Source organism: Faecalibacterium sp. OM04-11BH (genome assembly GCF_003482185.1).
Taxonomy (GTDB): domain Bacteria; phylum Bacillota; class Clostridia; order Oscillospirales; family Ruminococcaceae; genus Faecalibacterium; species Faecalibacterium tardum.
This window is the reverse complement of sequence record NZ_QULS01000002.1, coordinates 242503-255835: the sequence shown is the minus strand read 5'-3', so window position 1 is coordinate 255835 and position 13333 is coordinate 242503. Positions and strand designations below refer to the sequence as shown.

Sequence of the window (13333 nt, the reverse complement as noted above, 5' to 3'; positions counted from 1 at the left end):
AAAGCTTTTACACAAAGAACCCAAAAATAACAGGAAGGAACTATCACGTTATAATGTCGATTCTGAACCACTTTTTTGATTATAAGCCCGAGGTGCTGGCGCTGGACGAAAAGGCCATGGAGCTGTGCCAGCCCTACTTCCGCCAGATGGAGGAGATCCGGGATTTCAACCAGCTGAAGATGCTCAAGGCCTTTGCCGATACCCAGATGTCCTCCACCGATATGCTGGGCACCACCGGCTACGGCCTGTGGGATACCGGCCGTGCCAAGCTGGAGCAGATCTTTGCACAGGTCATGGGCGCAGAGGATGCGCTGGTGCGCAGCCAGTTCCAGAGTGGCACCCACACGCTGGCGGTGGCGCTGTTCGGCTTGCTGCGGGCAGGGGATACCCTGTTGGCCGCAACCGGCCGCCCCTACGATACGCTGGAGGGCGTCATCGGTCTGGACGGCAAGGGAAAGGGCACCGGCACCCTGATGGACTACGGTGTAAACTATGACGAAGCCCCCCTCAAGCCCGACTTCACCCCGGACTACGACCTGATCGCCCAGAAAGCCCCCGGTGCAAAGGTGTGCCACATCCAGCGCAGCCGCGGCTATTTACAGCGCAACGCCTTTGATCTGGCTACTATCCGCAAAATTGCGGATACCGCCCGCGCCGCAAACCCGGAGATCATCATCTTTGTGGATAACTGCTACGGCGAGTTCACCCAGACGCAGGAGCCCTGTCAGGTGGGCGCGGATATTGCAGTAGGCAGCCTGATCAAGAACCCCGGCGGCGGCATTGCTCCCACCGGCGGCTACATCGTGGGCCGCAAGGATCTGGTGGAGCTGTGCGCTTACCGCCTGAACGCCCCCGGCCTTGGCAAGGAGCTGGGCTGCACGCTGGAGACCCCCCGGGATATGTATCTGGGCTTCTACTACGCTCCCGGCGTGGTGTGTGAGGCCATCAAGACTGCCATCTACGCCCAGTGTATGCTGGAGCTGCTGGGCAAAAAGCCCATCCCTCGCTACTGCGAGGATCACAACGATATCGTTACCTGCTTTGATGCCGGTACGGCAGAGGCGCTCATCGGCTTCTGTCAGGGTATTCAGGCTGCCAGCCCCGTGGACAGCTACGCCGCCCCGGAACCCAGCCCGGAGCCGGGCTATACCGATGAGGTAGTCATGGCCAGCGGCAGCTTTACGCAGGGCAGCACCATCGAGCTTTCCTGCGATGGCCCTCTGCGCGCCCCCTACACCTGCTATCTGCAGGGCGGCTTGAACTTTGCCGCCAGCCGCGCCGGTGTGCTGCTGGCTATCCAGAAAGCTTATTTTAAGGAGTAATGTTTGCCCTGCGGGCAGGATATCCTTATAACAAAAAGGAGCTATCGCACAACACGCTGCGATAGCTCCTTTTTTCCCTCTATACACAAAGTAACACACAAAAAGTAACACACAAATAAACGCTTACACGGCACGGGCCTGCACCACGGGGATCGGCTCGATCAAGGCCGGGTGCATCCCTTCACGGTAGTCCAGATCTCCCTGATCCAGACCGCGCAGCAGCACCTCTGCGGTAGCAATGTTGGTAGCAATGGGTACGCTGTGCATATCGCACAGGCGCAGCAGATTCTGCTCGGTCAGGCTGGCGGCATCGGCCTTCAGCGGGTCGCGGAAGAACAGCACCAGATCCACTTCATCGCAGGCAACGCGGGAGGTGATCTGCTGCACACCGCCCAGTTTACCGGAGAGGTAGCAGTGCACCGGCAGGCCGGTGGTCTGGGCAAGCATCCGGCCGGTAGTACCGGTGGCGATAACATTATTGCGGGAAAGGATGGCACTGTAAGCGGTACAGAATTGCAGGGCCAGTTCTTTGCGGGAATCATGGGCAAGAATTGCGATCGTCATAAGATGCTCTCTCCTTTACTTATTTTTACATAGTACCAGTTATGATGTACGAATTTTGAAATCCTGTGAAACGGAAGTGAAATCGATATCAAATCTTACACTATAGTTTTACCGCACAGAAAACGCTCTGTCAAGAGAAAATTTTGCTTTTTTTACCTATAAAAACATAAAAGTACTACTTTTACATTGTGAGAAACGGCGAATTCTTGGATACATACCACCATCCAAGAGAATTCATTTTCTGAGAAAAGTGAAATATTTTTCACTTTTCTCACTTGAATCGAAATACAGTCCATCCCGATAAAACAAAAATACAGGCCAAAGCAGCTTACATCGGCCTGTACAGGAAATTTTTTTCAGCTATCAAAAGCTTGCGGTGCAGCATGAGAGCGGCAGTTCTTCTGCATAAAAATATTTGCTTATAAAACGCAAAATTGCAGATTTCGCCTATCTCTAGGCTCTTCCTATGAAAAAAGGCCTCAGGAATGCCCGCAGACATTTCTGAAGCCTTTTGTTATCTGAGAAACGATTTAAACGCGATGGTTGGAGGGCAGGGGAAATCAGCGGATCTGCCCGTCACCGTGGATGACGTACTTGTAGCTGCAAAGCTCCTCCAGTCCCATGGGACCCCGGGCATGCAGCTTCTGGGTAGAAATGCCCATCTCGCAGCCCAGACCAAACTCGCCGCCATCCGTAAAGCGGGTGGAGCAGTTTACATACACGGCGGCGCTGTCTACCGCAGCGGTGAACCGATCGGCGTCTGCCTGCGTCCGGGTCAGGATGGCCTCGCTGTGGCCGGTGGAGTGCTGTGCGATGTGGGCAATGGCTTCGTCTACGCTGTCCACCACCTTGACGGCAAGGATATAGTCCAGAAACTCGGTGTCAAAGTCCGCAGGACCGGCAGGTGTGCCGGGAATGATGGCGGCGGCGCGTGCGTCCAGCCGCAGTTCTACCGGCAGCTTGCCCGCAGCCACGCGGTCGGGGCCAAGACGCTGTGCAAGCTTGGGCAGAAACTCCTGCGCAATGGCAGAATGCACCAGACACACCTCCTCGGCGTTGCACACGCTGGGGCGGCTGGCCTTGGCGTTTTCAATAATGTTCAGCGCCTTGGCCTGATCGGCGGTGTCGTCCACAAAAATGTGGCAGATGCCGGTACCGGTCTGGATGCAGGGTACCTTGGCGTTCTCCACGCAGGCGCGGATCAGCCCTGCACCGCCCCGGGGGATCAGCAGATCCACATAGCCCACGGCGGTCATCAGGGCGTTGGCAGAGGCGTGGGTGGTGTCCTCGATCAGGCAGACCGCATTTTCCGGCAGGCCGTTCTCCCGCAGCCCCTGCCGCAGCGCCTGTACAATGACGTTGGCGCTGCGCCATGCCTCCTTGCCGCAGCGCAGGATGCAGGCGTTGCCGCTCTTGATGGCAAGGGCGGCGGCATCGCTGGTCACGTTGGGACGGCTCTCATAGATGATAGCGATCACGCCCATGGGCACGGCGGTCTTTTCGATCACCAGCCCGTTGGGGCGCTCTACACGCTTCAGCACCCGGCCCACCGGGTCGGGCAGGGCGGCAACCTCTTCAATGCCCTTTGCCATGGCGCGGATACGCTCCTCGGTCAGGGCAAGACGATCCAGCATCACCTCGCTGATATGTCCCTTTGCGGCGGCCATATCGTCGGCGTTGGCGGAAAGGATGGCAGTCATGCTTGCCGGGCTGCACAGCTGCGCAGCCATACTGTGCAGTGCCTGTGCGCGGGTAGCGCCGTCAGCCAGTGCCAGCGCAGCCTTTGCCCCGCGGGCGGCTTCCAGAATTTCCTGTGTGGTCATAGCTCAAACCTCCTGTGTGGACAGTACGGGCTGCTTATGCCCGGCAAAGCGGGTGCCGATGGGCTTGCCCGCAGCGATATCATACAGCAGCTCCGGGTGTGCGCCGTTGGCAATCACCATGTCCGCACCGCTGCCGGTCACCATGCGGGCAGCCCGCAGCTTGGTGGCCATGCCGCCGGTGCCCAGCGCCGAGCCCGCACCGTCTGCCAGCGCCATCACCTCCGGGGTGATCTCCTCCACCAGTGGGATGAGCGCCGCATCCGGGTGAGTGTGGGGGTTCGCAGTGTACAGGCCGTCGATGTCGCTCAGCAGCACCAGCAGGTCGGCCTTGCAGCAGCAGGCCACAATAGCGGCCAGCGTGTCATTGTCGCCAATGGAGGTGATCTCATCGGTGGCAACGCTGTCGTTTTCATTGATGATGGGCAGTGCACCCAGCTCCAGCAGGCGGGTCAGCGTGTTCTGGATGTTCACCCGGCGCTCGGTGTGCTCCACGTCCACGCCGGTAAGCAAGATCTGCGCTACCGTGTGATCGTAGGCACTGAACAGCCGGTCGTAGGTGTACATCAGCTCGCACTGCCCCACGGCAGCGCAGGCCTGCTTGGTGGTGGTATCCTTTGGGCGTGCAGGCAGCGAAAGCTTGCCAACGCCCATGCCGATAGCGCCGGAGGACACCAGAATGACCTCGTGTCCCTCGTTCTTTAAATCGCTCAATACCTTGACCAGTTCCTCTGCATGGCGGATGTTCAGCCGCCCGGTGGGGTATGCCAATGTGGAGGTGCCTACTTTCACAACGATGCGCATGATTCCTTTAACCCTTTCCCATTTCCTTTGTTTTGTCGTAAGCGGCCAGCACGGCATCCATCACCGCACCGCGCAGCCCGTGTTCTTCCAGTACCCGCACGCCCTGAATGGTGCTGCCGCCGGGGCTGCACACAGCGTCCTTCAGCGCACCGGGGTGCTTGCCGCCTTCCAGCACCAGCTTTGCGCTGCCCAGCACCATCTGTGCGGCGTACTCCTGTGCCTTTGCCCGGGGCAGACCGCAGGCCACGCCGCCGTCGGCCAGCGCTTCAATAAACTGGTACACCCATGCCGGGCCACAGCCGGAAACGCAGCTTGCAGCATCGATCATGCCCTCGGCTACGGCGTCCAGACGCCCGGCGGGAGCCATCAGCTGACAGAATGCGGCCTCCTCCTCGGCGGTCACGTTGGCAGAGCAATACTGGATCATGCCTTCGCCTACCGACGCCGGGGTGTTGGGCATGATGCGGATGACAGGGTAGTCGCCGCCCGCCATCTCCTGAATGCGTGCCACCGGCAGACCGGCGGCCATGGTGCACAGCACGAACCGCTTGGCGCGCTCGGCAAGGATGAACCGCAGCGGCTCCAGCATGGCCTCCATCATCTGGGGCTTTACCGCCAGAAAGATCAGGTCGCAGTCACCGACGACCTCGGCGTTGGTGGCTGTCTGACAGCCCAGTTCTGCGGCCAGTGCTTCAGCCTTGGCCACCGTGCGGTTGGCCAGAAATACATTCTCAGGCGCAGTAGCTTTGCACACAGCGCGGGCAATAGCACCGCCCATGTTTCCACAGCCTAAAAACCCAATGGTTTTCATCATAATAATAACCCTCCCTCGGCAGGTATGCACTGCATAAAATTCTGCTTCTTATTCATTCTAAGCAACCGCTGGGAGAAAATCAAGACTTTTGTCTTATTTTGGGCGGATATAATGTAAAAACAGCACCTTCGCGGCGGGCAGCGCACACACAAATTTCATAAAAAGGTAAAATCTTTACTTGAAATAAGGTCGTATTTTGCGGTAAAATAAATTATGGGGTATATTTCACGGAAACGGCAGAGGAGTCTGCCGGGAAAGGATGGGTTTTTGTGTCACAAACGACAAAACGGGCACTGGAGGCATCTTTGAAGAAGCTGCTGCTGGAAAAGCCCCTGAACAAGATCACGATCAACGATATCACCGAGGATTGCGGGGTCAACCGCATGACCTTTTATTACCATTTCAAGGACATTTACGATCTGGTGGACTGGATCTTAGCGGAGGATGCCGCCAAGGCAATGGAAGGCCGCCGGGGCTTTGGTACATGGAGCGAAGCCTATCTGGACGTCCTACACCAGCTGCAGGACAACAAGACCCTTGTGCTCAACGTTTACCGCTCGGTGGGCAGGGAACAGGTGGAGCAGTACCTTTATAGATTGCTGGACACCATCCTGAAGGATTTTGCAGACCGTGAATGCCACGATATCACCGTGCAGGATGCAGATAAGCAGTTTGTTGTCGATTTTTACAAGTATGCACTGGTGGGTATGACGCTGGAATGGACCCGCCGGGATATGAAAGGCGACCCCAAGAAGATGGTGGAGCGCGTGAGCACCATGATCCACGGGGATTTCCGCCGTGCACTGTGCCGCCTGAGCAGCGGCAGCTTGAAAATAGAGGAATGATGTGCTTTGTGGCTGTGCGGCTTCAATAAAATTTTATCAAAGGGTACGCCGTGATGGGTTTTCCATCACGGCGTATTTTCTGTTTATGGCACAAAAACACGCAAAGTGGTAGGATGTGGTCAAGCAAATAAGAATTTCCAAAGGAATCATTTCGGGAGGAAAAAGCTATGAATACATCTCTTGATAACCTGACTCACAAGATGCAGCGTGCTGCGCTTGGTAAAATAGTGGACGTGGCGCTTTCCCGCGCCGAGCAAGACCGTGAAAAAACAATGTGCCAGCTGGTAGATGCTGCAAAGCAGTTCTACGGCAGCGGCTTCAGCGACGAGACCTACGAGAACGCCAAAAAGGTGCTGACCGACCCCAACAGCAAGTGGACGAAGCTCATCAACTGCGTGCTGGACCAGACCAACCCCCATGTTGCGCGCACCACTGCGCTGAATCTGGGCTACGAAGCCTTCTTCCGCGGCACTAAGATGATCCGCGAGAACCGCGTCAAATACCAGTGCAACATCCCTTGGCTGATTTTGTTCGACCCCACCTCTGCCTGCAATATGCACTGCGTGGGCTGCTGGGCAGGCGAGTACGGCCACAAGAACAACCTCAGCTTTGAGGACATGGATAAGATCGTTACGCAGGGCAAGGAGCTGGGCGTGTATCTGTATATGCTGACTGGCGGCGAGCCGCTGGTGCGCAAGAAGGACGTGCTTAAGCTGGCCGAAAAGCATAACGATGTGCAGTTTGCCATCTACACCAACTCCACCCTCATCGACGAGCCATTCTGTGAAGAAGTACAGCGTCTGGGCAATATCGCCTTTATGCTGTCCATCGAGGGCACCCCGGAGACCAACGACGCCCGCCGCGGCGAAGGCCACTATGCCGCTGTGATGCACGCCATGGATCTGCTCAAAAAGTACGGCATCCTCTTCGGTACCTCCATCTGCTACACCCGCCAGAACATCGACGCTGTTACCAACGATGCGTTCATGCGGTTTCTGTGCGAGAAGGGGGCACACTTCGGCTTCTACTTCCACTATATGCCCGTGGGCAACGAGGCCGCCCCGGAGCTGATGCCCACCCCGGAGCAGCGCAAGTACATGATCGACCGCATTCGGTATCTGCGCTCTTCTGCGTGCGATATCCCGTTCTACCCCATGGACTTCCAGAACGACGGCGAGTTCGTGGGCGGCTGCATCGCCGGCGGTCGCAACTACTTCCACATCAACTCTGCCGGTGACGCCGAGCCCTGCGTGTTCATCCACTACTCCAATGCCAACATCCACGACCAGTCTATTCTGGAGATCCTGCACAGCCCGCTGTTCATGGCTTACCACAACGGTCAGCCCTTCAACAAGAACCATCTGCGTCCCTGCCCGATGCTGGAAAACCCCGAGCTGCTGGAAAAGATGGTGCACGAGACCGGTGCCCACAGCACCGACTTGCAGTCTCCGGAAAGCGTCGAGCACCTGTGCGAGAAGTGCAAGGCTTACGCCGCCGACTGGCAGCCCACCGCTGACGAGATCTGGTCTCACCACAAGGTCCGCGAGAGCCGCTACGAGAACTATAAGGACTGGAAGCCCTCTCAGCCGCAGGACTGAGCTGAAATCTGAATCAAAGCAATAAACGACCCCCGCCCTGTGTTCTTGCCCGGAACATAAGGCGGGGGTCTTGCTGTGTAAACTGGAATTTATTTTAATAAATATTTTTCAAATGCTTTGTGCGTGTCAAAGTGAACCTCTTTGAAAAATAAAACGAGCCAAATAATAAAAGCCGGAATAGCCATATATGGTGTTAAAAAATAAGACAACACTGCGCCTACTAACATTATGCCAGCCCATGTAAAACACTGATTTTTTATATCACGAGAAATATGAGCTTTATCATACAATGCCTGTTCTTCTTTCGGTAATGAATTAAATCCCGAAACAAATTTAGCCGCTTTTTCTTTAAATATTGCAAATAACACTCCTATAATCACAAATGGAATAACCAAAACTCCACATAGCCAAAACCCTATATTCATAGTATATTCCTCCTTCACAAATTCCGATTTATAATTTGTAATATGATTAAAAAATACCCCGCATCGGAAGGGCTCTGATGCGGGGCAGGGAAGGTTTACTGGTTCTCAGCAGGTTGCGGTGCGGCGGGCTGTGCTGCTGCATCGTCTGTGGGGTCGCCGAACTGGTCGTGATAGCTGTTCAGCAGGGTCAGCTCCTGATTGCGCTGCAAGCCGTGGATGACCAGCTTTTTGATGACATCGTAGATAACAGCAAACAGCGGCACGCCAACGATCATGCCCACAAAGCCCCACAGGCCGCCAAACAGCAGGATGGCGAACAGTACCCAGAAGCTGGAAAGGCCGGTGGTGTTGCCCAGAATTTTGGGTCCGATGATGTTGCCGTCCAGCTGCTGCAAAACCAGCACGAACAACACGAACCACAGCGCCTTGATGGGGCTCTGGATGAGGATGAGCAGCGTGGCCGGAATGGCACCGATAAAGGGGCCGAAGAAGGGAATCACGTTGGTCACACCGATGATCACCGACACCAGCAGCGCACTGGGGAACTTGAAGATCAGACAGCCGATATAGCACAGCACGCCGATGATGGCAGAGTCCATGATCTTGCCGTTGATAAAGCCGCCGAACATTTTGTCTGCGTACTTCACTTCTTCAGTGATCAGCTGCGCCCAGCGGGGGCGGACGATGCTGTGCAACACCAGCTTGCCCTGCTGCACGAACCGCTTGCGGCTAGCCAGCATATACACCGCCACGATGATGCCGATGATCAGGTTTTTGGCCACCGTCACCACGTTCAGCACACCAATGGCTGCGCCGCTCAGGATGTTCTGCATGGAGGGCAGCAGGGTGTTCTTGAGCCATGTGTTCCATGTGTCCAGATTGGTGTTCAGAGCAGCGTAGGCTGAATTGAGCAGCTCCGTGATCTGTTCGTTCTTTTCAATAAACTCCAGATGGTTTGCCCAGTTCATGAACTTTGTAATGTTGGCCTGCGCGGTGTAGTACAGGGTAGTCACGCTGGTGATCAGCTGCGGCACGATCATCATGACCAGTGCATACACCAGCAAAAGCCCGAACAGGATGGTAAGCGCCACGGACAGCGCGTTGATCAGACCATTCATCTTTTCCGGGATGAACCGGCGCAGAAAGCTTTCGATGCTGTTACATACCGGCTTGAGCAGATAGGCAATGACGGCACCGTAGATAAAGGGCATCAGGATGCCGGTCAGGGTAGAGATGGCCGAGCCGAAGCCGTCAAAGCGGTAAATAAGGAAAAAGAAGATGATGCTCAGTGCAATGGCACCAAACCCTGCGAGCATCCCATAGAGATACGGTTTGATGTGCGGCTTTTTGTCCATCATGACAAACTCCATTCCTGCTGCGGGCAGCGGGAATACCCACAGCGCTTATTAAATTTTGTTGCTTCTGCGCCAGATGTGCAGCTTTTCAGCCTCGCGGATCAGCTCCTCACGGAAGTCCGGGTGTGCCACGCTGATCAGAGCCTCGGCCTTTTCCCAAGAGGTCAAGCCCTTCAGGTTCACGCAGCCATACTCGGTGCACAGATAGTGCACGTTGGCGCGGGTGTCGGTAACGATGCTGCCATTCTCCAGCGTGGGACGGATGCGGCTTTCCAGCTGGCCGGTCTTTTTATTAAAGAAGGTGGAGGACAGGCAGATAAAGCTCTTGCCACCCTTGGAAAGGTATGCGCCCAGCACGAAGTCCAGCTGACCGCCTGCGCCGGAAATGTGCTTCACACCGGCGCTCTCGGCGTTCACCTGACCAAACAGGTCGATATCCACAGCATTGTTGATGGAAATAAAGTTGTCCAGTGCGGAAATGCTGCGGATGTCGTTGGTGTAGTCCACCGGGGCAGACATACACTCCGGGTTATCGTTCAGGTAATCGTACATCTTCTGGGTGCCGGCACCAAAGGCGTAGACCTGACGGCCCTTGTCCAGCTGCTTGCGGCTGCCGTTGATCTTGCCGGCCTTGGCAATATCCACAAAGGCATCCACATACATCTCGGTGTGCACGCCCAGATCCTTCAGATCGCTCTGTGCAATCAGCCCGCCGATGGCGTTGGGCATGCCGCCGATGCCCAGCTGCAGGCAGGCACCGTTGGGAATCTGCGGCACGATGAGGTTGGCTACCTTCAGGTCCACCTCGGTAGCGGCACCGGCAGCTGCCATCTGGCCGATGGGGGGATTTGCGCCCTCCACAATGCCGCTTACCTGAGAAACGTGTACGCAGTTCTCCATGCCACCAAGGCAGCGCGGCATATTGGTGTTGACCTCCACGATGATCTTCTTGGCCTTTTCGCACACAGCACCCAGATGCGAAGCGCTGGGACCGAAGTTGAAGTAGCCGTGCTCGTCCATGGGGGTCACCTGAAATACTGCTACATCCACGGGGTCGCTGCTCTCGCGGTAGTAGCGGGGCAGCTCAGAGTAGCGGATGGGGGAGTAGAAGGCGAAACCCTGCGCAATGGCCTTGCGCTCAATGCCACCCATGTGCCAGCTGTTCCAGGTCATGTGGGTAGCAGGGTCGTTGATCTGGAAGATCTCCGGCACCCACATCAGGATGCCGCCCCGGAAGTTGACCCCTTCCAACTCCGGCAGGCGTTTTGCCAGCTCGGCGTCCACGGCCACAGGGGTGTTCACAGCCCAGCCGTAATCCACCCAGTCGCCGCTTTTGACCAGAGCGGCAGCCTGCGCAGCAGTCATAAGCTTCTGTGCGTACAGTTCCTTGCAATCCATTATAAACCATCCTCTCTTAAAATACATAAAAGAATTGTAAACAATTCTGTGCGGACAAATTATGCAGCTGTTTTACGCCTGTTTTGCGGAATGCACACCGTTTTGCCACATCTGTATGGTAACCTTATAAACAAGGCAGCAGTGTGTGCTCCGCTCCGCGCAGAACAGCTCAACTTAGTTATAACATTAACAAAGTGTAGAATCAATAGTTTTGGCTAAAAAACAGCCAGTATAGCATAATGAACAGTTTTCTTGGCTTTATGTGGGGATTGTTTGGTATGCAAAAAACAAAAAAGTTGAGAAAAAGACTTGATAAAATTTTGACGATGTGCTTTACTAATAGCGTGGGAAGCAACTGCGGAGCAGTGCGGGATGATTCGTTTAAAATTTAACGATAAAACGCACCGCAGCAGTTTCAGGTTGCACCCAAGGCTGGAAAGTGCTATCATGGCAGAACCACATCGCGCTTAGTAATTACAGCGCACAAGGAGGACACTGACCGATGGCAACAGCAGTTTATCCCGGGTCGTTCGATCCGGTCACCAAGGGACACCTTGATATCATCAAACGCGCAGCAAAGATCAACGACCACCTCATTGTGGCGGTGTTGATCAACAGCGCCAAGCATCCGCTGTTCACAGTGGAGGAACGGGTGGCTATGCTGCAGGAATGCTGCAAGAACATCCCCAACGTGACCGTGGAAGGCTTCGACGGCCTGACCGTAGAGTTCGCAAAAAAGCGTCACGCATCCGTAATGGTGCGGGGACTGCGGGCAGTAACGGACTTTGAAAACGAGATCCAGCTTGCGCAAACCAACCACGCACTGATGCCCGGCATCGAGACCATGTTCCTTGCCACCAGCATCAAATGGAGTTATCTTTCCTCCACCATTGTAAAGGAAGCAGCGTACTACGGCAGTGACATCAGCAAGTTCGTCACACCCAATGTGGAAAAGGCCGTCAACGAAAAATACGCACAGCTCCGGGAGAGGGAAAAGATCTGATACCGCAAAAATGCCGCAGGGCGTTTTGATAAATGGGTAACCGATAAGTAACACACATACACAATTCAGGAGGCTATTCACATGAAAAAGATCGTTATCGCATCTGCATGCCGCACCGCTATCGGCAAGTTCGGTGGCACTCTGGCCAACGTTCCCGCTGTTGAGCTGGGCTCCATCGTCATCAAGGAGGCTCTGAACCGTGCAAACGTCAAGCCCGAGCAGGTCGATCATGTTTACATGGGCTGCGTCATTCAGGCTGGTCTGGGCCAGAACGTCGCTCGTCAGGCTGCCCTGAAGGCTGGCCTGCCCATCGAGACCCCCGCTGTCACCGTCAACGTGGTCTGCGGCTCCGGTCTGAACTGCGTGAACATGGCTGCTCAGATGATCGAGGCAGGCGATGCTGATATCGTTGTTGCAGGCGGCATGGAGAACATGGACATGGCTCCCTTCGCACTGCAGAAGGCTCGCTATGGCTACCGCATGGGCGCTCCCATGGGCAAGAGCGAGATCGTGGATACCATGGTCAACGATGCACTGTGGGATGCCTGCGGCTTCAACAAGCACATGGGCATGACCGCTGAGAACGTCTGCACCAACGAGACCTACCAGAAGAAGTACGGCTACAGCCCCATCACCCGCGAGATGCTGGACGAGTTCTCATACAACAGCCAGCTGAAGGCTGACAAGGCCATCAAGGACGGCGCCTTCAAGGACGAGATCGTTCCTGTTGTCATCAAGGGCAAGAAGGGCGACACCGTGTTCGATACCGATGAGGGCCCCCGTCTGAGCGCTCCCGAGGTTCTGGCAAAGCTGAAGCCCGCCTTCACCAAAGACGGCATCGTCACCGCTGGTAACTCTTCCGCCATCAACGACGGCGCTGCTGCTCTGGTCGTCATGAGCGAGGAGAAGGCTAAGGAGCTGGGCGTGAAGCCTCTGGCAACCTGGGTCGCCGGTGCTCTGGCAGGCGTTGAGCCCGAGGTCATGGGTCTGGGCCCCATCGCTGCTACCAAGAAGGTCATGGCCAAGACCGGCATGACCGTTGCTGATATGGATCTGGTCGAGGCCAACGAGGCATTCGCAGCACAGTCCATCGCTGTCGGCGAGGCTCTGGGCTTCGATAAGGACAAGCTGAACGTCAACGGCGGCGCAATCGCTCTGGGCCACCCGGTCGGTGCTTCCGGCGCTCGTATTCTGGTCACCCTGCTGTACGCTATGAAGCACCGTGGTGCTCACAAGGGTCTGGCTACCCTGTGCATCGGCGGCGGCATGGGCTGCGCTACCATCGTTGAGATGGACTAAGCACTCTTTCTCTGAATCCTGATTGAACCACAGACCCGGAGCGCCGGAGGGAACCGGAGAGCCCTCCCGCGTTCCGGGGGCTGTTT

At 55.9% G+C, this 13333-nt stretch carries 12 protein-coding genes; 5 read left to right on the top strand and 7 right to left on the bottom strand.

All coding sequences use genetic code 11. The annotated features are described in order from the left end of the window. Positions 1-53: 53 nt before the first annotated feature. Positions 54-1322, top strand: coding sequence for a methionine gamma-lyase family protein (locus DXB44_RS02965; protein ID WP_118657674.1), 1269 nt, complete (start codon positions 54-56; stop codon positions 1320-1322). Between the two features lie 123 nt (positions 1323-1445). Here DXB44_RS02965 and DXB44_RS02960 read toward each other — a convergent pair whose 3' ends face one another. From DXB44_RS02960 to proC, 4 genes are all read right to left on the bottom strand, one after another. Beyond that, positions 1446-1886 (bottom strand): methylglyoxal synthase, encoded by a 441-nt coding sequence (locus DXB44_RS02960; protein ID WP_055184558.1) that lies wholly within the window; start codon positions 1884-1886, stop codon positions 1446-1448. 560 nt (positions 1887-2446) lie between these two features. Beyond that, positions 2447-3709, bottom strand: coding sequence for a glutamate-5-semialdehyde dehydrogenase (locus DXB44_RS02955; RefSeq protein WP_118657673.1), 1263 nt, complete (start codon positions 3707-3709; stop codon positions 2447-2449). Between the two features lie 3 nt (positions 3710-3712). Then, positions 3713-4510 (bottom strand): glutamate 5-kinase, encoded by a 798-nt coding sequence (gene proB / locus DXB44_RS02950; RefSeq protein ID WP_097783893.1) that lies wholly within the window; start codon positions 4508-4510, stop codon positions 3713-3715. Between the two features lie 7 nt (positions 4511-4517). Then, positions 4518-5324 carry a pyrroline-5-carboxylate reductase gene (proC, locus tag DXB44_RS02945; RefSeq protein WP_118657672.1) on the bottom strand — a complete coding sequence of 269 codons (807 nt, stop codon included), beginning with the start codon at positions 5322-5324 and terminating at the stop codon, positions 4518-4520. Between the two features lie 269 nt (positions 5325-5593). On the opposite strand from proC, the gene DXB44_RS02940 reads away from it, so the two are divergent. Together DXB44_RS02940 and DXB44_RS02935 are read left to right on the top strand one after the other, a co-directional pair. After that, positions 5594-6169, top strand: a complete 576-nt coding sequence (locus tag DXB44_RS02940; RefSeq protein ID WP_055184553.1) for a TetR-like C-terminal domain-containing protein — start codon at positions 5594-5596, stop codon at positions 6167-6169. A 167-nt stretch (positions 6170-6336) separates the two neighbouring features. Continuing rightward, complete coding sequence (locus tag DXB44_RS02935) at positions 6337-7767, top strand: radical SAM protein (RefSeq protein WP_118657671.1); 1431 nt, start codon at positions 6337-6339, stop codon at positions 7765-7767. Between the two features lie 89 nt (positions 7768-7856). On the opposite strand, the gene DXB44_RS02930 is transcribed toward DXB44_RS02935, so the two are convergent. The 3 genes from DXB44_RS02930 to DXB44_RS02920 form a co-directional block, all read right to left on the bottom strand. Beyond that, positions 7857-8192, bottom strand: coding sequence for a DUF3784 domain-containing protein (locus DXB44_RS02930; RefSeq protein WP_040646272.1), 336 nt, complete (start codon positions 8190-8192; stop codon positions 7857-7859). 95 nt (positions 8193-8287) lie between these two features. Beyond that, positions 8288-9550 (bottom strand): AI-2E family transporter, encoded by a 1263-nt coding sequence (locus DXB44_RS02925; protein ID WP_173016263.1) that lies wholly within the window; start codon positions 9548-9550, stop codon positions 8288-8290. 48 nt (positions 9551-9598) lie between these two features. Further along, positions 9599-10945 carry a butyryl-CoA:acetate CoA-transferase gene (locus DXB44_RS02920; RefSeq protein ID WP_118657669.1) on the bottom strand — a complete coding sequence of 449 codons (1347 nt, stop codon included), beginning with the start codon at positions 10943-10945 and terminating at the stop codon, positions 9599-9601. A gap of 502 nt (positions 10946-11447) precedes the next feature. On the opposite strand from DXB44_RS02920, the gene coaD reads away from it, so the two are divergent. After that, on the top strand, positions 11448-11948 hold the full coding sequence (gene coaD, locus DXB44_RS02915) for a pantetheine-phosphate adenylyltransferase (protein ID WP_118657668.1): 501 nt from the start codon (positions 11448-11450) through the stop codon (positions 11946-11948). An 81-nt stretch (positions 11949-12029) separates the two neighbouring features. Next, the gene (locus DXB44_RS02910) at positions 12030-13247 is read left to right on the top strand and encodes an acetyl-CoA C-acetyltransferase (RefSeq protein WP_005926222.1); all 1218 of its coding nucleotides are present in this window, start codon (positions 12030-12032) and stop codon (positions 13245-13247) included. Positions 13248-13333: the final 86 nt, after the last annotated feature.